Genomic DNA, 21,456 nt, shown 5'->3' with positions numbered 1-21,456 from the left:
GTAGTTGGATTAGCTGATGAACAAACTGATCGTGAGTCTGCTGTTGACCTTGGGGATATCCGGCGTAGCCCACGCCGCTGGCAATGCCACTGCCGGTCAGGCGAAGGCGGCCGTATGCGGAGCCTGCCACGGCCCGGATGGCAATAGCATGGCGCCCAACTTTCCGAAACTGGCGGGCCAGGGCGAACGTTACCTGACCAAGCAACTGCACGACATCAAGTCCGGCAAGCGCACGGTGCTGGAAATGACCGGCCTGCTGACCAACCTGAGCGATCAGGACCTGGAGGACATCGCGGCATATTTCGCCAGCCAGAAGGGCAGCGTCGGCGCCGCCGATCCGAAGCTCGTGGCCCGTGGTGAAGCGCTCTTTCGCGGTGGCAACCTGGACAAAGGGCTTCCAGCCTGCACCGGCTGCCACTCGCCTGACGGCAAAGGCAACGCCGCAGCCGGCTTCCCGCACTTGGGCGGCCAGCATGCCCAGTACGTAGGCAAGCAGCTGACCGACTTCCGCAAAGAAGACGGTGGCCGGACCAACGACGGCGATACCAAGCCGATGCAGAGCATTGCGAAGAAGCTGAGCGACGAAGATATCGCCGCGGTATCCAGCTACATCCAGGGCCTGCACTGAGGCCTTTGGCTGGCGTTGCAAGGGGCGTACATCCCTTGCAACGTTAACGCTCGATTAATCTGTCGATGCGAGCATCAAAAGGGTGGCTTTGGCCGCCCTTTTTTGTGGCCGCTGCCGTTACACTAGAGAACTTGAACCCGCCACGGCCTGTCTTAGAAACAGGCCTCGCGAGGCCCCCTCATTGTCCAGGAGTAAAGCATGCGTAATCTGATCATCAGCGCCGCGCTCGTCGCCGCCAGCCTGTTCGGCGTCACTGCCCAAGCGGCTGAAAAGCCAGCCGCACCTTATGTCGAATTGACCAACCCCGTTCCGGTGGCGGCGCCTGGCAAGATCGAAGTCGTGGAGCTGTTCTGGTACGGCTGCCCGCATTGCTACGCTTTTGAACCGGTTATCAACCCATGGGTCGAGAAACTGCCTTCGGACGTTAACTTCGTGCGCATTCCTGCCATGTTCGGCGGCCCATGGGACGCCCACGGCCAGATGTTCCTGACCCTCGAAGCCATGGGCGTCGAGCACCAGGTTCACGCCGCGGTATTCAACGCGATCCAGAAAGAAGGCAAGAAGCTGGTCAAGAAAGAAGAGATGGCCGATTTCCTCGCCACCCAGGGCGTCGACAAGGACAAGTTCCTCGCCACGTTCGACTCCTTTGCCATCCAGGGCCAGATCAAGAAGGCCCGCGAGCTGGCGAAGAAATACGAGATCACGGGCGTACCGACCATGATCGTCAACGGCAAATACCGCTTTGACATCGGCTCCGCCGGTGGCGCAAATGAAGCGCTGCAACTGGCCGACCAGCTGATCGCCAAAGAGCGAGCGGCCACCAAGGCTGCTGCCAACTAAGCGCGGCCCACGCCCATGGCCCGCTGGAGCACCGAACGCATCGTTGGCCTGCATGAACCGCGGGTCAACGAGCATCATGTCATGTCCACGGGCCTGCCTGGCGACAGCCGCTTGCGGCTGCTCAGCTTCAATATCCAGGTGGGCATCAGCACCGAGCGCTACCGGCATTACCTGACTCGCGGCTGGCAACATTTGCTGCCGCACACCGGGCGTGCCGGTAACCTGCAGAAAATCGGCGACCTGCTCAAGGACTTCGACCTGGTGGCCCTGCAAGAGGCCGACGGCGGAAGCTTGCGCTCAGGCTACGTCAACCAGGTGGAACACCTGGCCCAATTGGGCGCCTTTCCCTACTGGTACCAGCAACTCAATCGCAACCTCGGCCGTCTCGGCCAGCACAGCAATGGTGTGTTGAGTCGCTTGCGCCCGTGGGCGATCGAAGACCATCCGTTGCCAGGACCCAAGGGTCGCGGGGCGATCCTCGCGCGTTTCGGCGAAGGTCCCGAGGCGCTGGTCGTGGTCATGATGCACCTGGCGCTCGGGGCGCGTACCCGGACGATGCAGCTGGCGTACATTCGCGAGTTGATCGGTGGCTACAAGCACCAGGTGCTGATGGGCGACATGAACACCCATGCCACCGATTTGCTGCAGACTTCGCCCCTGCGCGATCTCGGTCTGCTTGCGCCACAACTGGAAGCGACATTCCCCAGCTGGCGCCCCCAGCGCTGCCTGGACCATATCCTGTTGAGCCCGACCCTGACCCTCGAACGCGTCGAGGTGCTGGCCCAACCCATTTCCGATCACCTGCCGGTCGCGGTAGAAATTCGTTTGCCTGGTTCGCTCACGGCCGATGCATTCCCCGCGCTGAGTCCTGCCCCTCGCGGATCCGATGAATGAGCGACGACGCCGAACGCTGGAGAGAAAAGTACCTCAAGAGTATCGAACAGCAGGAAAAGCTTGAGCGCCGTTGGGAGGCTCGGCTCGACTTGCTGCGTCGTGGCCTGGTGCGCAGCACCCTGGCCGCCGAGGGCACTGACAGGGCTGTCGATCAATGCATGAAAGAGATGCGCGATGTGGTGCGCACCGATGACATGGATGCCGGCCTCGCCGCCCTGCTGCCGCGCCTGGAGAAAGCCGTACTCGATTCCGAGCAGCGCCGCGAGACCCGGGTCGAGCAGACGAGCGCCGCGTTGGCCGCCCTGGTTGCCCAGTTGCAGAGCCTGCCGCTGCCCAAGGAAGTCAGTCGGCCGCTGAAGAAGTTTGCCAAGCAACTGGAGGATCGGGCCGGCCAGGCTCGGGAGATTCCGCTGCTGCTCAGCGAGTTGAGCGGCTTGCAAGGCAAGGCCCTCAATGCCCTGGATGCCCCTGTCGAACCGAATCGCCCCGGTCTGCTGCAACGGCTGTTTGGTGGCCAAGGCCATGAGGACGCGACGCCCCAGCCCCACGAGCCTACCCAGGCCAGCGTGGCACCTGCGTCGGAAATGGCCCTGCCCGTAGCCGTGGCGCCGGCAACGACCGCAGAATCCGTCGCACCAGCACCAGCACCAGCACCAGCACCAGCACCAGCACCAGCACCGCAGCCCTCGGTGGCGGAGCAAGCGCCAGCGTTGGAGACGACGCCCGAACCGGTTGCCCTGACTGCGCCGCAGCTCGAGATCGCTCCAGCGCCCGCTCCAACACCTGCAGCCGAAGTGGTTCAGCCCGCCAGTGAACCGGACGACCAAGCAGCCGAGCCCGCGCCGCTGCCGACGCCGGTCGCTGAAGAACCCCCGGTTGTGGCGCCCGCACTCGAGAATCCCGACGAGCTGATGCCCGAGGAGCCTAGCCAGGCCCTGCCCACCCCCTCGCTGCCGACTGCGGAGCTCGACGAGCCTCTGGAAGGCGCCGATGTGGCTGACGCCCAGTACGCCCTGCCCGACTCGCCGGAGCCGTCCTACAGCTCGGTCGCCAAGCATATCGAAGACACGCTGTTGGGCCTCTTGGGCGACCTGACCTTGCCCGAGCGTCATCGACCCCAAGCCGAAGCCATGTGTGAGCGTCTGCGCAATGGCTTGAACTGGTATGAATTGCTGCCGATCCTCGATGACCTGGCTGTGCTGATGCTGGCCATCACGGACACCGGCCAGCATGAATTCGAAGCGTACCTGCAGCGCCTCAACGATCGGCTCGAGTCATTCCAGAGCAGCCTGCAGGCCGCCAGTGAAGACCACGCCGAAAACCTGTCGGCCTCCAGGGAAATGGACACCCAGATTCGTGAGCAGGTGGACGGCCTGCAAAGCAGCGTGAAGGAAGCCGATGACCTGGAGGGCCTCAAGCAGGTGCTCGAGAATCACCTCGAAGGCTTGCTCGGGACGATGGACCACCACCGCCAGCAACGTGATCAACGCGAGCAGGAGGTCTCGGTTCGCCTGAAAAGCCTGGCCGATCGCGTCGCGCTGATGGAGCAGGATGCCCAGGTCGTGCGGGAGAATCTCGAGGAGCAGCGGCAAAAAGCCCTGATCGATCCGCTCACCGGGCTGCCCAACCGCGCCGCCTGGTCCGAGCGCCTGGAGCATGAAGTCGCCCAGTGGCAACAACACGGCAACAGCTTGCTGCTGGCCATGCTCGATCTCGATCATTTCAAGCGCATCAATGACAACTATGGCCATCTGGCCGGTGACCGGGTGTTGAAACTCATTGCCTCGGTCCTGCGTAAACGCCTGCGTGGCGGCGATTTCATTGCGCGTTTTGGTGGCGAGGAGTTTGTGCTGCTGGTGCCCAACACCTCCCTGACGGCCGGCGCCAAGCTGGCCGAGGCGCTGCGCCTGGCCATCGAAGCCTGTCCGTTTCATTTCAAGGGCGAGCCGGTGACGGTGACGGTATCCATTGGCCTGACGGCCTTCAAACCTGGCGAACACAGCGACTTGGTGCTTAAAAGAGCCGATAAGGCGCTTTATCGGGCAAAAAACTCCGGGCGCAACCATGTGGAATTGGGCTAGGGGCCTAATTGTTCCAATTTGTTTAATATCGCCCCGCGCACCGGATCATCGCGAGGCGATACGTTACACTGTTGCATTACTCCCAGTGCGTATTGCCTTCCGCCATGAAATTTTTCTCGCTCATTGTTTCTTTATTTATCTTGGCCGGCTGCGCCAGCGGCCCGCGGCTCGACACCAGTCATCCTTCCGTCAACCATGACAACCGTATCCAATTCGTGGTGGTGCATTACACCTCGGCCTCCCTGGAGCGCTCACTGGCCCTGCTGACCCACGGCGAAGTCAGTTCCCATTACCTGATCGGCGACGATAAAGGCGCGACCATCTACAAACTGGTGGATGAAAGCCGACGCGCCTGGCACGCCGGGGAAAGTGAATGGGAAGGCCGGACCTGGCTCAACTCCAGTTCCATTGGCATCGAAATCGTCAACCCGGGTTTTGTCGACACGCCCACCGGCCGCCTCTGGTATCCCTACAGCGAAGCCCAGGTCCAGGCCTTGATCGTATTGCTCAAGGACATCATCCAGCGCAACGGCATCAACCCGCGCAGCATCATCGGCCACAGCGACATCGCGCCCCTGCGCAAACTCGACCCAGGCCCGCTGTTCCCTTGGAAGCGCCTGGCGCAAGCTGGTTTAGGAGTCTGGCCAGACGAACAGGCCGTCGCCCGTCAGCAGGCCGTCTTCGCGCCGCAGCTGCCCCCTGCCAGTTGGTTCCAGGCCGAGCTGGCCCGCCTGGGCTACCCGACGCCGCAGACCGGCGAGTGGGACGTGGCCACCCACCATGTGCTGGCCGCCTTCCAGATGCACTACCGACCGACCCGCTTCGATGGCATGCCGGATGCGCAAAGCGCGGCGATCCTGCAGGTGCTCAACCAGACAAAATAATGACGCCCGTCCGACGAATCGGGCCAAATCCAAATCAGAAGCTATAACTCATTGGTAACTTTCGGATTACCCATGATGACGGCTGCCCGCGAAACCCTACACAGCTGGCTCCATCGCCCCGTTTTCCTGGCGCTGGTGGCAACTGCCCTAAGCACCGTCCTGTTGCTGGCGGGGAGTCTGCTCGTGGTCGTGCAGCAGATCCAGCAGCGCGAAAGCGACCAGATGAACGCCCAGGGCGAACGCTTCCTGCAGCGCCTGGAACAGCTTTTCGGGCAGCTGCGTGAAAGCCTCGACGACCTGCAAAACCAGCCGTTGCGCGGATGCAACGACGACATGATCGCCACATTGCGGCAGGTCAGCTTCAACTACCGTTTTGTCTACGAGGCGGCGTATATCGATGGCAGCGGCGTCTGCTCCAATCGTCCACGCCAGGGCGGCTTGTCAGTGACCCGCCCGCCCGACATCCGCGGGCCGACCTACAATTACTGGCTCAACACCACCACAGAGCCCGACGAAGACCGCGCCGCATTGATGCTGGGCCGCGGCAACTTTCGGGTGGCCACGTCCCGCGGGCATTTGACCGATGTGGTCGATTTACCACCGGGCAGCAGCCTGCTGGTCGTCCTGGATAACGGTAAACGGGCCATTCCCGTGCTCGGGACGGACCAACACTGGCCGCCGGTCGAGCCTTGGCCACCGAAAAGCCACAATGCCTTGCAAGTGACGCAGAATCGGTTGATCTATCGAATGCCGACCGATAGCCCGGTCTATCAACTGGTGCTGATCGCCCAGCGCAACGGTTTCAAGGTTCCGGCCAATGCCTGGTGGATGCTGCCCATCAGCCTGATGCTGGGCCTGGGGATTGGTTTCCAGGTGTTTCTGCTGGCGCGTCAGCGCCAGTCCATGGACGCCGAACTGCACGGGGCCATCCGGCGTGGTGAATTGCAGGTGCTTTACCAGCCGATTTTCGACCTGAGCAGCCGCAACTGTGTCGGGGCGGAGGCCTTGCTGCGCTGGCGACGACCGGACGGCACCCTGACCAGCCCGGACCTGTTTATCCCGATGGCCGAGAACACCGGGCAGATCCGCCAGATCACCGATTTCGTGCTGCAGCGGCTGTTCGATCAATTGGGCCAAGTGTTGCGGGCCAATCCGCAGCTGTATATCTCGGTGAATCTGGCGGCCTGCGATGTGATGGTGCCGCGTATTGGCGAAGTGATCGCCCGCCTGCTGGCGTTGCATCGTGTGTCGGCGCACCAGATTGCCTTCGAAGTGACCGAGCGTGGGTTGGTCGATGTGTTGGTCGCCCGGGATAACCTGCAATCGCTGCGCGACGTCGGGCACCAGGTGTTGATCGACGATTTCGGCACCGGTTATTGCAGCCTGGCCTACCTGCAAACCCTGCCGGTGGACTGCTTGAAAATCGACAAGGCCTTCATCGACGCCTTGGGCCACGATGCCGCCAGCAGCGGCGTGGCCCCGCATATCATTCGCATGGCCCATGCGCTGGAACTCAAGGTGATCGCCGAAGGCATCGAGCATGAAGCCCAGGCTTCCTATTTGAGCAGCGAAGGGGTGAAGTTCGGCCAGGGTTGGCTGTTCGCCCATGCCCTCAGCGCGGTGCAGCTCATTGAACTGATTACCCGTGGCCGGCGCCTGCGTGGCCGGCGCCTCGATGACGAAGCCTGAGTCTCCTCAGGCCATGAGCTCAGACCGCCAGCGCCATGTAGAACTGCGTGCCCTGCCCCGGCCTTGAATAAACGCCCATGCGCCCGCCGTGGAGCTGGACGATCTCCTTGCACAGCGCCAGGCCGAGGCCAGCACCACCCTTCTTGCGTCCGACCTGGACGAAAGGTTCGAAGATCCGTCCCTGCTGGCCGTAGGCAATGCCTTCACCGTTGTCTTCGACGCTGATGATCACCCGCTCGCCATGGCGCCGGGCCTGCAGGCGAATCTGGCCGTTTTCGCCGGTGTGACGCATGGCGTTGTCGATCAGGTTATCGAGCACGCGATCCAGTTGCGCAGCATCGGCATGCAGGCGCGGGAGCGGGCCCTGGATCGCCACGAGCAGCTCGATACCCTTGGTTTGGGCCTGCTCGGCAAACCGCAGCCGGGCCGCTTCCAGTAGATCGTCGATGGAACAAGGCGCCAAGGTCAGCTTCTGCAGGCCGTTCTGGTAGCGAGAGAAGTTCAGCAGGTCATTGATGAGCTGCATCAGCCGCTGCATTTCTTCCGTGACGGTGTTGAGCAGGTCGGCTTCGCGCGACTCTTCTGAAAAATGCAGGCGCTCCTGTAACAGGCCGAAGGCCATGTGCATGCCCGTCACGGGCGTGCGCAGCTCATGGGAGGCACGCAAGACGAACTCGCTGCGCACCCGTTCGAAGGCGCGTTGTTCGGTGACGTCATGCAGCACCATGACCGCGCCGAGAATGTGGCCCTGGGTATGGCTGACCGGGGTGAGGCTGTAGGTGAGCACCCGCGACTCGCCATCCACTTCGATGCTCAGGTCTTCCGGCGCGCGCTCCAGGCTTCCACCGCGCAGGACCAGGTGCAATTCTTCATCCAGTTCAAGGCGTCCCAGCGCCTCGCCCAGACCTTGGCCGAGGCGTTCCTCATCCCAACCCAATTGACGCTGGGCCACCGGGTTGAGGTGCTCCAGCTGGCCTTGGCGGTCGATCATCAGCAAGCCGTCGTCGATGCTGTCGAGCACCGCTTGCAAACGTTGCTGGCCGGCGAGCAGCTCATCGACGTTGGTGGCCTGATGCTCACGCAGCGCCTCGGCCATGACCCCGAAACGACGGGTCAGGAGATTCAACTCAGCGGCCGAGGAAACGGGTAGCGTGACCTCGAAATTGCCTTGGCCGATGTCGTCCGCCGCTGCGGCCAGTGCCTCGATCGGCGCGCCGAAACGTCGGGCAATGCTATGGGCCGTGATAAACCCGATGATCAGCACCGCAAACCCCACCAACCCCAGCAGTCCGGAAATCCACATCGCGCGTTCACGGGCGCGGTCCTGGGTTTCACTGATGTTGGTCAGGGCCTGGCGATAGCCCTCGATCAGTCCATTGCGCAGCGCGTTGAATTTTTCGGTGAGGTCCTTGAGGTTCGTGAGCTGGCTCGGCTGCTGGCGAGATGCAGTGAAGGCTTCAAAAAACTCAATGTAATCGGTCTTGGCCCTGCTGAAGCTGACTGCCGCTTCGTCCAGCCCCTGTTCGTGGGCGATGCCCTCGTCGATCAGCGCCAGGTATTGCTGCTTGGAGGCCTCCAGCGCCGCCAGGTCGGGCTTGTCGTCGAGCATGATCATCAACTGATCGCCGAGGGTCTGGCGCAGCTTGAGGCCCAGGTCCAGCAGGATGAAGTTGTCGCGTACCGATTGTTCCTGGGTATTGGCCATCTGCATCACGCTGACCAGGCCAAGCACCAATCCCAGCAAGGCCACGGTGATCAGGGCCGAGATGCTGAGAAACAGTCGTGTGCGCAGCTTCATCGCCAGTTTCATAAGGTGTCGCTCACAGGTTGTACTGCTTGCGTTTGCGGTACAGCGTGGAGGCATCGATACCCAGGGTCTTGGCCGCCTGGTCGAGGGTGTCGGCCGTGGCCAGCACCGCGCCGATGTGGGCTTTTTCTAATTCGTCGAGGCTCAGTGCGGCGCCGATGCGCGGCGCATTGTTGACCGGTTGCTCGGCCATGCCCAAGTGACTGATTTCGACTTTTTCCTGAGGGCAGATAATGCTGGCGCGCTCGACCACGTTGCGCAGTTCCCGGATGTTGCCTGGCCAGCGATAGCCTAGCAGCGCTTCGCGCGCTTCGTCGCTGAAGCCCCGGGCCGGACGCGCGTATTCCTTGACGAAGCGAGCCAGGAAGCGGTCGGCCAGGGTCAGGATGTCTTCGGCGCGCTCTCGCAATGGCGGCAGGTGCAGGGTGATGACGTTCAGGCGATACAGCAGGTCTTCGCGAAAGCGTCCGTCGCGCACCATGTCTTCGAGGTTGAGGTTGGTCGCTGCGAGAATCCGCACGTCGGCGCGACGGGTGACTGGGTCCCCTACCCGCTCATATTCCTTGTCTTGGATAAAACGCAATAACTTTGGCTGTAACGTCAGGGGAAAATCGCCGATCTCGTCGAGAAACAGCGTACCGCCGTCGGCCTGGTTGACCCGACCCAAGGTACTCTCGCTGGCGCCGGTGAAAGCCCCACGGCTATGGCCGAACAATTCGCTTTCCATCAGTTCAGCGGTCAGCGACGGGCAATTGATGGTGACGCAGGACTTTTTCGCCCGCTTGCTCCAGGCATGGATCGCCCGGGCCAACTCGCCTTTACCGGTGCCGGACTCGCCGAGGATCAGGATGTTGGCGTCGGTACTGGCGACCTGGCGCGCGGTTTCCAGGACGACTTTCATTGCCGGGCTGTGGGAGTCGAGGCCGTCCTTGGGTTTGCGCACTTCCCCTTCAAGGGCTTCGAGCCTGGCCGACAGCTGGCGTACTTCCAATTGCTTGGCGGTCGCCAGGCGCAATTGATCGGGGCTGCACGGTTTGACCAGATAGTCGGCCGCCCCGGCCTGGATCGCATCGACCGCGGTATCGACTGCCGAGTGGGCGGTGACGATGACCACGCGCATCCAGGGTGCCTGGATCCGCATTTGTGCCAGGACATCCAGGCCGTTGTCCTCCCCCAGGCGCAGGTCGAGGAAACACAGGTCGAACACCTGGCGTTGCAGCAGTGCGTCGGCCTGGGCGGCGCTGTTGGCGGTGGCGACGCTATAGCCTTCGTCTTCCAGGCAGTATCGGAACGTACGCAGGATGGCGGACTCGTCGTCTACCAGCAGAATGCGGCCTTGGTGCTCAGTGGCGGATTCCATTTTTCCTACGCTCCTTTAATGAATGATGTTGGTTAGTGTCAGAAAAATCGGGCAAGTTGCATGGTCGATTCTGAGGGGATATTACCCACCGAGAATGGCCCTGTGGACGTGTGACTCCTAAAAGCCTGATTTGAGTTCCTTTTTTTATGATTCGTCCGGTTCGGACGGTCCACATCGCTCATTCCGACAGCTGTGTCTGACAGCCAATTCAAAAACAATCTAACGTCTTTTCCTCCTGATTCGTGCAATACGCACGACCGGCGCCTGCGCCATCGTGCAGGATGCGCTCCCGGTACGTTGCATTTATTTATTAACTTATTGATTTTAAAGGTGTTTACCCAGCAAAAAATCCTGGCACGGCGACTGCAATGCTCTGATCAACGTGGCGTTAGTGCGCCTCAACCAGATCACCGCACCTCGGGTGGGGAGGAATTCCAGGATGAATCGTCAAAGTGTCGCTCAGTTCGGCCCCACCCACTTTAAAAGTGCCGCCCAATTGCGCCTCTCGTCCCTGCACGTCCAGCAGGGCGCATGGGCTGCCTTGGCGCTGCTGGTCACCCTCGTAACGGGCCAGCAATGGTTGTTCTGGCAGGAAAGCCAGCAGCCCGAAGCGCCACAGGTGTCGATTCACCGTGCCCCACAAACCCATTTCAGCGCCGTCAGCAGCCTTGAAGAAGCGTCCGCTCCAATGCGCATGATGGATGTCGACCAGACCCAGCCATTGAGCGCCATGCCGCGTGAAGAGCGCTGGGTGTTTTAACCCGATGAACCGGTCGTCCATTGCGCCGGAACCATCACCGCAAGACCTTCACTAAATAGAAAAGCGTAAGGAGAATCACCATGTTGAGCTGGGCAATTACCTTCCTGATCATTGCCATCATCGCCGCCGTACTGGGCTTCGGTGGTATCGCAGGCACCGCCACGGGCATCGCCAAGATTCTCTTTGTTGTGTTCCTGGTGATGTTCATCGCTTCCTTCTTCTTTGGCCGTCGTGGCCGAGGCTGACCATGAGCGTTTCATTCAAAGGACTGGCCGCCGCCCTGTTGCTGGGCGGCAGTGCCATGGCAATGGCTGCCAATGACGGGCAGATGCGCGTCAACCAGTTGCTGGAGTCCGACCCGCAATACCGCCAGACCTGGCAGCACGTCGTGAAAAAAGAAGAACGTCTGCCCGAATGGGTGATGAACCTGTCGGGCGATTCGGACCAGATGAATGCTGTCGAGGAAGATGGCGACAAGTATTTGGTGGGACCGCTGTGTGAAACCCAGGCAACGTGTCGCAGCAAGCGCCTGATCGTTGCCTTCAGTTTCGACAAGGACGAAGCCTATGCCATGTTGGTGGAAGTCCCTGCGGGGCTGCCGGCCGACAAGTCCCCGACGCGGCATGCCGACTACCGATTCCTCGGCAAGCCCGATGAAGGTATGCAGAAACTGTTAATGGAACAACTCAAGAAAGATCCGAACTGGTACTGATTCTGAAAATGGGAAAAGCAGCCCTGCTTTTCTCTGCTGCACAGCCCGAGGAGGGCCGGTGCATGACCAGGGGGCTGGGACGTTCTGACGGATGAGCGTCGGAGTGACCTACGGGCACAAGGGGTGCCTGCGAAAGGGCCGGGTCAGGTAAAAGCTGCGACGCAAGTTCGCAAAGCCATCACGGCTTGGCGAACTTGCGTAGAGCTTCGTGACGCACAATGCTTGGGCCAGAGCGGTTGGTGGATTGGCCGCGGCCATTCGCTCCGCGATGCGGCATTTTGTCTCCTCCCGCCGATTTATCCCCCACTTGCTGACCGTATATCGGAGAATGCCGAGGCAATTTCTCCCATGGGCCGCGTCTTGATTCGCTGCCGTTTCATCGGTTCCCCACACTTGCGAGAGAAAGCCCAGCTACGCTGAAATGGCCGGTTCACGGCACTTATGCCTGCATAAATGTCGTATTCGAGCCGCTTGGAAGGCGGGTTTCGTTTGAAAAATCTCATGCCGATTCGGCATAGGGTAGGCGTTTACGGCATTAGACGAGCCCCCCTTGCATCGCAATAGTTGCGCCTTTTTTCGCCTGCCAGTAAGCCGCTAACGCGCTCGGGGTGACCTTATACGGGGGCAGGGGCGCGAATGTTTTTCGTCATCGACGATCTGTTCGCGCCACTGCCCGAGTCCAACTGAAGTAAGGGTAACGATATGAAGAAGGCACGACTAAGCCTCGCCTGGCAGATCCTCATCGGTCTGGTGCTCGGGATTGCATTGGGCGCGCTGCTCAACCATTTCAGTGCCGAGAAGGCCTGGTGGATCAGCAATGTGCTGCAACCGGCGGGCGATATCTTTATCCGTCTGATCAAGATGATCGTGATCCCGATCGTGATTTCCTCGCTGATCGTCGGCATTGCCGGGGTTGGGGATGCCAAGAAGCTCGGGCGCATCGGTCTCAAGACCATCCTTTACTTCGAAGTCGTCACCACCATCGCCATCGTSGTCGGYCTGCTGCTGGCCAACYTCTTCCAKCCGGGSRSCGGCATCGACATGAGTACCCTGGGTACGGTGGATATTTCCAAGTACCAGGCCACGGCGGCGGAAGTCCGGCATGAACACGCGTTCATCGAGACCATCCTCAACCTGATCCCGTCGAACATCTTTGCCGCCGTCGCCCGTGGCGAGATGCTGCCGATCATTTTCTTCTCCGTCTTGTTCGGCCTGGGCCTGTCCAGCCTGCAATCGGACCTGCGCGAGCCGCTGGTGAAGATGTTCCAGGGCGTGTCGGAAAGCATGTTCAAGGTCACCCACATGATCATGCAATACGCCCCGATCGGCGTGTTCGCCCTGATCGCGGTGACCGTCGCCAACTTCGGTTTCGCGTCGCTGCTGCCGCTGGCGAAACTGGTGATCCTGGTTTACGTCGCCATCGCTTTCTTCGCCTTTGTGGTGATGGGCCTGATCGCCCGCCTGTTCGGCTTCTCGGTGCTCAAGCTGATGCGCATCTTCAAGGATGAGCTGGTGCTGGCCTATTCCACCGCCAGTTCCGAAACCGTGCTGCCGCGCGTGATCGAGAAGATGGAAGCCTACGGCGCGCCGAAAGCCATCTGCAGCTTCGTGGTGCCCACCGGTTATTCGTTCAACCTCGACGGTTCGACCCTGTACCAGAGCATCGCGGCGATTTTCATCGCCCAGCTGTACGGCATCGACCTGTCCATCAGCCAGCAATTGCTGCTGGTGCTGACCTTGATGGTCACCTCCAAAGGCATCGCCGGTGTGCCGGGCGTGTCGTTCGTGGTGTTGCTGGCAACCTTGGGCAGCGTGGGCATTCCGCTGGAAGGCCTGGCCTTCATCGCCGGCGCCGACCGCATCATGGACATGGCTCGTACCGCGCTGAACGTCATCGGCAACGCCCTGGCCGTACTGGTCATCTCCCGCTGGGAAGGCATGTACGACGATGCCAAGGGCCAGCGCTACTGGAACTCCCTGCCGCACTGGCGCAGCAAAGAGCCGCTACCGGCGGGGGAAACTTCCAGCCGTTGAGATCCATTGTGGGAGTTTGGGCCAGCAGCAAAGAGCCTGAACCACCCCGGTCATTGTGGGAGCGAGCTTGCTCGCGATAGCGGTGTGTCAGCCAACATCAATGCTGACTGATCCGACGCCATCGCGAGCAAGCTCGGCTCCCACAGGAATTTGTGCCGGTCGCAAAGATTCTGAACAAGCCGGCTCCCACAGGATCTGCCATAGGACTTTTTGTAGGCCCTGCGCAGTGCCAAGCAAACCCCGGAGAAATCCGGGGTTTGTCGTTTCTGCCAGCCCCGCTATCATTCGCGGCATCTTCCGGGGGATTTGACTGATGCTCAATGGCCTGTGGCTTGGCTTCTTTATCGTGGCTGCCGTGTCGGCGCTGGCGCAGTGGTTGGTCGGCGGCAACGCCGGGATCTTCGCGGCCATGGTGGAAAGTATTTTCGCCATGGCCAAGCTGTCGGTGGAGGTGATGGTCCTGCTGTTCGGCACCTTGACCCTGTGGCTGGGCTTCCTGCGCATCGCTGAAAAGGCCGGCATCGTCGACTGGCTGGCCAAGGCCCTCGGGCCGCTGTTCTTGCGCTTGATGCCGGAAGTGCCTGCCGGCCACCCGGCGATCGGCCTGATCACCCTCAACTTCGCCGCCAACGGCCTGGGACTGGACAACGCCGCCACCCCCATCGGCCTCAAGGCCATGCGCGCCCTGCAGGATCTCAACCCCAGCCCGACTATCGCCAGCAATGCGCAGATCCTGTTCCTGGTGCTCAACGCCTCGTCGCTGACGCTGCTGCCGGTGACGATCTTCATGTACCGCGCCCAGCAAGGCGCGCCGGACCCGACCCTGGTGTTCCTGCCGATCCTGCTCGCCACCAGCGCCTCGACGCTGATGGGGCTGCTGTCGGTGGCGTTCATGCAGCGCCTGCGGTTGTGGGACCCGGTGGTGCTGGCTTATCTGATCCCAGGCGCGCTGGTGCTGGGCGGTTTCATGGCGCTGCTGGCAACGCTCTCGGCCACGGCGCTGGCGGGGCTGTCGTCGATCCTCGGTAACCTGACGCTGTTTGGCCTGATCATCCTGTTCCTGGTGGTGGGTGCCCTGCGCAAGGTCAAGGTGTACGAAGCCTTCATCGAAGGCGCCAAGGAGGGCTTCGACGTCGCCAAGACGTTGCTGCCATATCTGGTAGCGATGCTCTGCGCCGTCGGCGTGCTGCGGGCTTCGGGGGCGCTGGATTTCGGCCTCGACGGCATCCGGCACCTGGTGCAGTGGGCCGGCTGGGACACGCGCTTCGTCGATGCCCTGCCGACCGCCATGGTCAAGCCGTTCTCCGGCAGCGCCGCCCGGGCGATGCTGATCGAGACCATGAAGACTTCCGGCGTGGACAGCTTCCCGGCCCTGGTGGCGGCGACCATCCAGGGCAGCACCGAGACCACGTTCTACGTGCTGGCGGTCTATTTCGGCGCCGTGGGCATCCAGCGGGCGCGCCATGCCGTGGGGTGCGCGCTGCTGGCGGAGTTGGCCGGGGTCGTGGCGGCGATTGGCGTTTGCTACTGGTTCTTCGGTTGACCTGAGTCGCCCGGCGGACCCTAGGGTTGGGTCGGCGTTGCGAAACGCTGGCCTTGCTCCACTGCCCAGGCCACCACGTCGGCCGTCAGCCGGTCACCGGCCCGACCGAAGCCGTCCACCACCGCCGGCACTTTCACATCGCTCAGCGGCTGGCGCACTTCAAAACGGCGACTGGCCAGGATGCGCTGGTCGAAGCTGCGCACCAGCAGCGCGTCCAGGCGAATCACCACGCTGGCCGCAGTGCCCTGGTATTCGGTCTGGAACGCCTGCAGTTGCCCGCCTAGCTCCAGGTCCGCTTGCAGGTTGCTGTCGGCAACGCTCAACAACCTGACGCGTCCATCCTGGGCGAAGCCATCGAGCAGGCGGTTGCGCAACAGCACCGGGGCTGGGTCGCTCCAGCGCGAGGCGGCGTAGCTGCTGAACAGATTGCCCTGGGGGATTACCGCGATTTTCGGGCTGTTGAGCACTTCGCTGGCCTGGGGGTTGGCCAGGCGCAGCGACCAGCTCACCGCCGTGCCCGCAGACGCCGGGGCCTGGGTGGCGGGCAAGCGATACACATCCGAAGGTTCGGCCTTGGGCAAAATCGAGCAACCGCCCACCAGGACAAATCCTGCCAGCAGGAAAAGAGGGCGGATAAACCGGTTGGACGGCTTCATGGCGTGAACTCCTTGTCCTTGTCATTGCCCAGCAAATAGCCGCTGGGGTTGGCATCCAGGCGTCGGGAGATGCCCCGCAGGGCGCTCAGGGTCTCGCGCAGTTCACGCACGGCTGGCGCCAGGGCATTGAGGCCCTGCATGCCGTTATTCAACGAGTCGCGGTTGTCGTCCAGCAGCTTGTCGAGGGTCGCGGTGCTGCGAGCCAGGGACTGCATGGCCTGGCCGGCGTTGCCGAACGCCTGTTTGCCCTGGTCGTTGAGCAAGCCATTGGCGTTGCGCATCAACGCCGTGGTCTGTTCCAGCGTGGCGCTGGCCTGTTTGCCGATGGACGCCAGTTGCTGCATGGCCTGGCGAATATCGCCGCGCTGCTCGGCAATGACCCCGGTGGTTTGTTCCAGATGCTCGAGGGTCTTGCCCAGGCTTTGGACGTTGTCCGAGGAAAACACCTCATTGGCGTTGTGCAGCAGCAGGTTGATGCTGGTCATCAAGTCATCGCTGTTGTTGAGCAGGCGGGCAATAGGCGAGGGCGCAGCGATGATCACCGGCGGTTCCCCGTCGTGCCCGGTCAGTGCCGGGCTCTGGGGCGTGCCGCCACTGAGCTGGATAATCGAGGTGCCGGTGATGCCGGTCAGTGCCAGCTTGGCCTGGGTGTCTTGCTTGACCGGGGTTTCCCCGCTCAAGCGCACCCGCGCCAGCACCCGGCGAGGGTCGTTCGGGTCCAGGCGCAGGTTGACGACGTCGCCGACCTTGATCCCGCTGTATTCCACCGAGCTGCCCCGGGACAACCCGCTGACCGCCTCGTTGAACACCACTTCGTAATACTTGAATTCGCTGTCCACGTTGGACTTGGCCAGCCACAGGCCAAACAGCAGGGCGCCAGCCACCACAATGACGGTGAACAGGCCGATCAGCACATGATGGGCTCGGGTTTCCATGTCAAACCTCGTTGGATTGTGTAGCGGCCGATAACGCCGCGCGGCCGCGAGGGCCATGGAAGTATTCGTGAATCCAGGTGTCGTCGGTTTCCGACACCTTGTCGATAACATCGGCCACCAGTACTTTTTTCTGCGCCAGCACCGCCACCCGGTCGGTGATGGTGTAGAGAGTGTCCAGGTCGTGGGTGACCAGGAACACGCTCAGGCCCAGGGCATCGCGCAGTGTCAGGATCAACTGGTCGAACGCCGCCGCACCGATGGGATCGAGGCCGGCGGTGGGTTCGTCGAGAAACAGGATGTCCGGGTCCAGGGCCAGCGCACGGGCCAGGGCGGCACGCTTGATCATGCCGCCGGACAGCGAGGCGGGGTACTTGTCGGCGGCCGATAACGGCAGGCCGGCCAAGGCCAGCTTCACCGCCGCCAGGTGCTCGGCGTCGGCCCGGCTGAGCCCGGCGTGTTCGATCAGTGGCAGGGCGACGTTTTCTGTCACGGTCAGTGACGAGAACAGCGCGCCTTTCTGGAACAACACGCCAAAGCGCCGTTCCACCCGCGAACGTTGTTCCGGGGGCAGGCTCGGCAAGTCCTCGCCGAACACCCGTACGGAACCTTCGCTGGGCCGGTTCAGGCCGACGATGCTGCGCAGCAGCACCGATTTGCCGCTGCCGGAACCGCCGACCACGGCCAGGATCTCGCCCTTGTACACGTCCAGGTCGAGGTTTTCATGCACGCTCTGGCGGCCAAAGCGATTGCACAGGCCGCGCACCTGAATCACCGCCTCGGTGGGTGGTCGCAAGGGTTGGCTCACCAGTTCATCTCCATGAAAAACAGCGCGGCCACGGCATCGAGCACAATCACCACGAAAATCGACTGCACCACGCTGGACGTGGTGTGAGCCCCGACCGATTCGGCGCTGCCACTGACCTTGAAACCTTCCAGGCAGCCCACGGCGGCGATCAGGAAGGCAAAGATCGGCGCCTTGACCATCCCCACCAGGAAATGCTGCACACCAATGTCCGACTGCAACAGCGTCAGGAACATGGCCGGGGAAATACCCAGCGACAGGGCACACACGACACCGCCGCCGATAATGCCCGAGAGCATGGCCAGGAAGGTCAGCATCGGCAGCGCCACCAACAGCGCCAGCACCCGTGGGATCACCAGCAACTCGACCGGATCGAGGCCCAGGGTGCGGATCGCGTCGATTTCTTCGTTGGCCTTCATCGAGCCGATCTGCGCGGTGAACGCGCTGGCGGTGCGGCCCGCCATGAGGATCGCCGTCAGCAACACGCCGAACTCACGCAGGAACGAGAACGCCACCAGGTCCACGGTAAAGATGCTGGCGCCGAAATCGGCCAGCACCGTTGCGCCGAGAAAGGCCACCACCGCGCCCACCAAAAACGTCAGCAGGGCGACGATGGGGGCTGCGTCCAGGCCGGTCTGTTCGATGTGAACGACCATCGGCGTCATGCGCCAACGCCTGGGGCGAAACAGGTTGCGGGCCAGGGTTTCCAGGATCAGGCCGACAAAACCCAGCAGTTGCAGGGTGTCTTGCCAGACTTTTTCCACGGCGCGGCCAATACGCGTCAGCAGTTGTGTCAGCACGCTGACCTGCGGCTCTTTCACCGGCACACAGAAGTCCGTCAGCGAGCAATAGACCGTCTGCAACAGCGCCCGCTCGGCGGCCGGCAAGCTGCAATCGGGGTGCTCGGCGGTCTTGCCCAGCCGTTCGGAGCCCAGCAGTTCCACCAGCAACGAAGCCCCGGCGGTGTCGAGGGCGCCGAGGCCGTTGAGGTCGATCAGGGTGTTCTCGTCGTATTGGCCGCGCAAGGATTCGCTCAAGCGCTTGAGCTGCGCGTAATGGGCCAGCGTCCAGTCGCCGCCGACCCAGAGCTGCGCCGGAGAGCGAGACGTGTCCAGCCGGGCTGTGCCGGTGTGGGATCCGGGGGTCATAAGCTCCATGCTCGTTCGACTTGAACAGCGCTACCTAATAGCACGACCGCCGTTATTTTGCCTCGGGTGCGTCAGCGCTCACGTTGAAACGCAGCACGCCGATCATCTGGCCATTTTCCGTCAGCACCCGCACTTGCCATTTGCCCGTCGGGTCTTGCGGGAAGTTCTGCTTGTGGGTCCAGGCGCGATAGCCTTCCTTGCGCCCGCCGTGGATGTCCAGGGCGATGCGGTCGACTTCTTTACCGTTGAACTGCCAGACGTGATAAATCCGCTCATCAAGCCCTCGCGGCGCGTTGATGGCGGTGTAGGCGTACAGGCCGTTGCCACGAATCTGGGCCGCGCTGACTTCCTTGAGGCTGGCGCCCGGCGTGCGATCTTCCAGTTGGGTGCTGATCGCCACTTCGGTCATCCACAGCGTGGCCGGTGGCACCCAGGAGCGCAGCACCCAGCCGGCGGCGCCAATCCCCAGGGTGATGCACAGGATCGCCAGGGCGTTGCGTACGGTGCGGATCGGGAAGATCGAGGCCAGGCTGGGAAACGACAGCAGCATGGCAATGCCCAGCGCCAGCTTGAAGCTCTGGTCGGTGGTCAGGTGCAGGATCACCGGCAGCGCAGTGAGCAGGGCGGCGAACAGCGTCAGCGTGTGCAACGCCAGGAACGCCCAGCGCCGGGGCGCCAGCCATTTGTAGTACAGCGGGTCGGTGATCGAAATCAGCGCCGCGATCGTCAGCAGGCCGGTGAAAATCAGCTGGCTGCTGTTCCAGGTGGTGGTAATGAAGAAAAACGGCAGGACGAAAAACAGGCTTTCCTGGTGAATCATCTGCGTGGCGTAGCGCAACAGCGGCTGGGGGATTTCCCGTTTGAAAATCCGCGCGAACAGCCGGGTCATGCTGTTCTCGACCATCAGCCAGAGCCAGCTCACCAGCATCATGATGGCGATCCAGGTCGCCAGGCCCTGCTGGCGGTCGACCAGCATGAAACTGCCGACCCCGGAAATGAAACCACCGAGCGCGATGACCCCTGGATAGCGCTTCATCAGTTCAAGGATGCGCTGGATGTAGAGAGTCAGGTTTTGCATTCAGTGGTTTCACAGTAAGTCGTAGGAAATATCCCTGACAGAGTATCGTCAGGACATCGATGTGACGAGCATTGTTGTGGCTTGGCACCGCCCTGTAGGAGCTGCCGAAGGCTGCGATCTTTTGATCTTGATCTTTCACTTGAGATTCAAGCGCCAGGGGAAAGATCGCAGCCTCGTTGCACTCGTCAGCTCCTACGTCGGCGGCGTACCTGCCACATCACCATTGCGAGCAACAGCAACCCCAGCAGACCGCTCAGCCCCCAGACGAGCTCATCGTCACTGAGCAACGGTTTCTCGATGCGCAGGTAACCCGGGTCCTTGAGCAGTTCGCGCAGGGCCACGTTGGCCTGTTCCAGGCTTACCTCCTGCAGGCGCAGGGCCGGGTTGGCGAAACGGCCGTCTTCATAATCGCCCAGGGCACCCCAGTAGTAATCGGCCAGTGCGCTGTTGCCTTGAACCGCCCAGGACTGATGGGCAATGGCCGCGCGCTTGATCCGCACGAAATCGGCGGGGTCCAGGCCGTCCTTGAGCAATCTCTTGCGCAGTTCTTCCAGCGCCTGTTCGGCTTCGGGCAAGTCTTCGCGGGACAGGTCGGCGTTCAGGCTGAAGAAGCCAACGCCGCCGAACACCTCGCGCTCGGTCCACGGTCCGTAGGACAAGCCACGGGCCAGGCGCAATTGACGGTAGAGCGCCCAGTCCAGGTAATCCTTGAGCAGGTCGAAGGTTTCGTCATGCTGCTCGTCCAGCACCGGCTCTGGGAACAGCCAGTGAAGCTTGGCGCTGTTGCCGACCAGGCCATGGATCAGGTTGCGCTTGGTGACCGCTTTGTAGCGAATCTGCGGCAGCGCCTCGTGTGGGCTGGGCTCCACCGGCTCGAGTTCGCCAAAGGCGCGCTCCAGGTAGGCCGGCAGCAGTCGGTCGAGGTCGCCGACCACGATCAGGGTCATGTTGTTCGGTGCATACCAGTCCTTGCGCACTTGTTCGAGGCGGGCGAGGGTATGGCGCTCGACCTCGGCCCGTTCCGCGCAGCGCAGGCCCAGTTCAACCGCCAACTGGTTGCTGGCCTTGTGGCCCAGGTCCTGGTGATCGAGCCAGCGTTGCAGGTGGGTGTAGTGGCCACCGTCCTCGCGTTCCACCACCCGCTTGGCCGCCTCCAGGGCTTTTTCATCGATACGGGTGCGGGTCAACAGCGCCAGCAGCAGGTCCAGGATCTTGCGTTGATTGCGCGCTGGCGCCTCTATGACGAACGTGGTGTCGGCGTTGCTCGTGAAGGCATTCCACTCGCCACCCAAGGCCTGCATGCGCTCTTCCAGGCCGCCTTCACCGCCCTCATCGACGCCGCTGAACAGCAGGTGTTCGAGCAGATGCGGCAGTTCCTTGTCGGCGCAACTGAAGTCGTCCAGGCCCACGCCGACCACCAAGCGGATCGCCACATGCCCGCGCTCGCTGCCCGGTTTGAGCATCAGTTGCATGCCGTTGGGCAACGTATAGCCTTCGACCTGGAACCGGTCCAGGGCGAACACGGGCAGTGAACCGAGCAAAAGAAAGGCGAACAACAGACAACGCATAAGGGCTTCCTGGCGGCTGAGTGGAGGTCCATGGTGC

19 protein-coding genes are annotated in these 21,456 nt (G+C 62.1%); 11 read left to right on the top strand and 8 right to left on the bottom strand.

What is annotated here, in order from left to right:
* The first annotated feature begins 16 nt into the window (after nt 1–16).
* From AB4Z20_RS00610 to AB4Z20_RS00585, 6 genes are all read left to right on the top strand, one after another.
* The gene (locus AB4Z20_RS00610; protein ID WP_214511152.1) at nt 17–628 is read left to right on the top strand and encodes a c-type cytochrome; all 612 of its coding nucleotides are present in this window, start codon (nt 17–19) and stop codon (nt 626–628) included.
* A gap of 198 nt (nt 629–826) precedes the next feature.
* Complete coding sequence (locus AB4Z20_RS00605) at nt 827–1,468, top strand: thiol:disulfide interchange protein DsbA/DsbL (protein WP_214511153.1); 642 nt, start codon at nt 827–829, stop codon at nt 1,466–1,468.
* 15 nt (nt 1,469–1,483) lie between these two features.
* Nucleotides 1,484–2,362 carry an endonuclease/exonuclease/phosphatase family protein gene (locus tag AB4Z20_RS00600; RefSeq protein ID WP_003196237.1) on the top strand — a complete coding sequence of 293 codons (879 nt, stop codon included), beginning with the start codon at nt 1,484–1,486 and terminating at the stop codon, nt 2,360–2,362.
* Complete coding sequence (locus tag AB4Z20_RS00595) at nt 2,359–4,443, top strand: diguanylate cyclase (protein WP_214511154.1); 2,085 nt, start codon at nt 2,359–2,361, stop codon at nt 4,441–4,443. The genes AB4Z20_RS00600 and AB4Z20_RS00595 overlap by 4 nt, the downstream gene beginning before the upstream one ends.
* A 104-nt stretch (nt 4,444–4,547) precedes the next feature.
* A complete protein-coding gene (locus AB4Z20_RS00590) occupies nt 4,548–5,327 on the top strand; it encodes an N-acetylmuramoyl-L-alanine amidase (protein ID WP_214511155.1) in 780 nt (259 codons plus the stop codon).
* Nucleotides 5,328–5,402: 75 nt separating this feature from the next.
* Complete coding sequence (locus tag AB4Z20_RS00585) at nt 5,403–7,016, top strand: EAL domain-containing protein (protein WP_214511227.1); 1,614 nt, start codon at nt 5,403–5,405, stop codon at nt 7,014–7,016.
* A 19-nt stretch (nt 7,017–7,035) separates the two neighbouring features.
* Here the strand turns inward: AB4Z20_RS00585 and AB4Z20_RS00580 are convergent, their stop codons facing one another.
* Together AB4Z20_RS00580 and algB are read right to left on the bottom strand one after the other, a co-directional pair.
* Nucleotides 7,036–8,826, bottom strand: coding sequence for an ATP-binding protein (locus AB4Z20_RS00580; RefSeq protein WP_442089128.1), 1,791 nt, complete (start codon nt 8,824–8,826; stop codon nt 7,036–7,038).
* Nucleotides 8,827–8,836: 10 nt separating this feature from the next.
* Complete coding sequence (algB, locus tag AB4Z20_RS00575; protein ID WP_018602742.1) at nt 8,837–10,183, bottom strand: sigma-54-dependent response regulator transcription factor AlgB; 1,347 nt, start codon at nt 10,181–10,183, stop codon at nt 8,837–8,839.
* 439 nt (nt 10,184–10,622) lie between these two features.
* Between algB and AB4Z20_RS00570 the strand changes: the two genes are divergently transcribed.
* The 5 genes from AB4Z20_RS00570 (at nt 10,623) to AB4Z20_RS00550 (ending at nt 15,232) form a co-directional block, all read left to right on the top strand.
* On the top strand, nt 10,623–10,943 hold the full coding sequence (locus tag AB4Z20_RS00570; protein WP_258690106.1) for a hypothetical protein: 321 nt from the start codon (nt 10,623–10,625) through the stop codon (nt 10,941–10,943).
* 80 nt (nt 10,944–11,023) lie between these two features.
* Nucleotides 11,024–11,188, top strand: a complete 165-nt coding sequence (locus AB4Z20_RS00565) for a DUF1328 domain-containing protein (protein ID WP_003177151.1) — start codon at nt 11,024–11,026, stop codon at nt 11,186–11,188.
* A 2-nt stretch (nt 11,189–11,190) separates the two neighbouring features.
* Nucleotides 11,191–11,655, top strand: a complete 465-nt coding sequence (locus tag AB4Z20_RS00560; protein WP_258690107.1) for an inhibitor of vertebrate lysozyme family protein — start codon at nt 11,191–11,193, stop codon at nt 11,653–11,655.
* A gap of 702 nt (nt 11,656–12,357) precedes the next feature.
* Nucleotides 12,358–13,689 carry a glutamate/aspartate:proton symporter GltP gene (gene gltP, locus AB4Z20_RS00555; protein ID WP_442089127.1) on the top strand — a complete coding sequence of 444 codons (1,332 nt, stop codon included), beginning with the start codon at nt 12,358–12,360 and terminating at the stop codon, nt 13,687–13,689.
* 313 nt (nt 13,690–14,002) lie between these two features.
* On the top strand, nt 14,003–15,232 hold the full coding sequence (locus AB4Z20_RS00550; protein ID WP_253470621.1) for a nucleoside recognition domain-containing protein: 1,230 nt from the start codon (nt 14,003–14,005) through the stop codon (nt 15,230–15,232).
* Between the two features lie 20 nt (nt 15,233–15,252).
* On the opposite strand, the gene AB4Z20_RS00545 is transcribed toward AB4Z20_RS00550, so the two are convergent.
* The 6 genes from AB4Z20_RS00545 to AB4Z20_RS00520 all read right to left on the bottom strand — a co-directional run bounded on the left by AB4Z20_RS00545 (nt 15,253) and on the right by AB4Z20_RS00520 (nt 21,419).
* Nucleotides 15,253–15,888, bottom strand: a complete 636-nt coding sequence (locus tag AB4Z20_RS00545; RefSeq protein WP_442089126.1) for an ABC-type transport auxiliary lipoprotein family protein — start codon at nt 15,886–15,888, stop codon at nt 15,253–15,255.
* Nucleotides 15,885–16,823 carry an MlaD family protein gene (locus AB4Z20_RS00540; RefSeq protein WP_214511162.1) on the bottom strand — a complete coding sequence of 313 codons (939 nt, stop codon included), beginning with the start codon at nt 16,821–16,823 and terminating at the stop codon, nt 15,885–15,887. Before AB4Z20_RS00540 ends, AB4Z20_RS00545 begins: the two co-directional genes overlap by 4 nt.
* A gap of 1 nt (nt 16,824) precedes the next feature.
* Nucleotides 16,825–17,628, bottom strand: a complete 804-nt coding sequence (locus AB4Z20_RS00535) for an ABC transporter ATP-binding protein (RefSeq protein ID WP_442089125.1) — start codon at nt 17,626–17,628, stop codon at nt 16,825–16,827.
* Nucleotides 17,625–18,773, bottom strand: coding sequence for an ABC transporter permease (locus AB4Z20_RS00530; protein WP_214511163.1), 1,149 nt, complete (start codon nt 18,771–18,773; stop codon nt 17,625–17,627). The genes AB4Z20_RS00535 and AB4Z20_RS00530 overlap by 4 nt, the downstream gene beginning before the upstream one ends.
* Before the next feature lie 52 nt (nt 18,774–18,825).
* A complete protein-coding gene (locus AB4Z20_RS00525; RefSeq protein ID WP_003196268.1) occupies nt 18,826–19,851 on the bottom strand; it encodes a DUF5924 family protein in 1,026 nt (341 codons plus the stop codon).
* 185 nt (nt 19,852–20,036) lie between these two features.
* Nucleotides 20,037–21,419, bottom strand: coding sequence for a M16 family metallopeptidase (locus AB4Z20_RS00520; RefSeq protein WP_442089124.1), 1,383 nt, complete (start codon nt 21,417–21,419; stop codon nt 20,037–20,039).
* Nucleotides 21,420–21,456: the final 37 nt, after the last annotated feature.

The organism is Pseudomonas sp. KB_12, assembly GCF_052114545.1.
Classification (GTDB): Bacteria; Pseudomonadota; Gammaproteobacteria; order Pseudomonadales; family Pseudomonadaceae; genus Aquipseudomonas; species Aquipseudomonas brassicacearum.
This window is presented reverse-complemented; position numbering and strand designations above follow the sequence as displayed.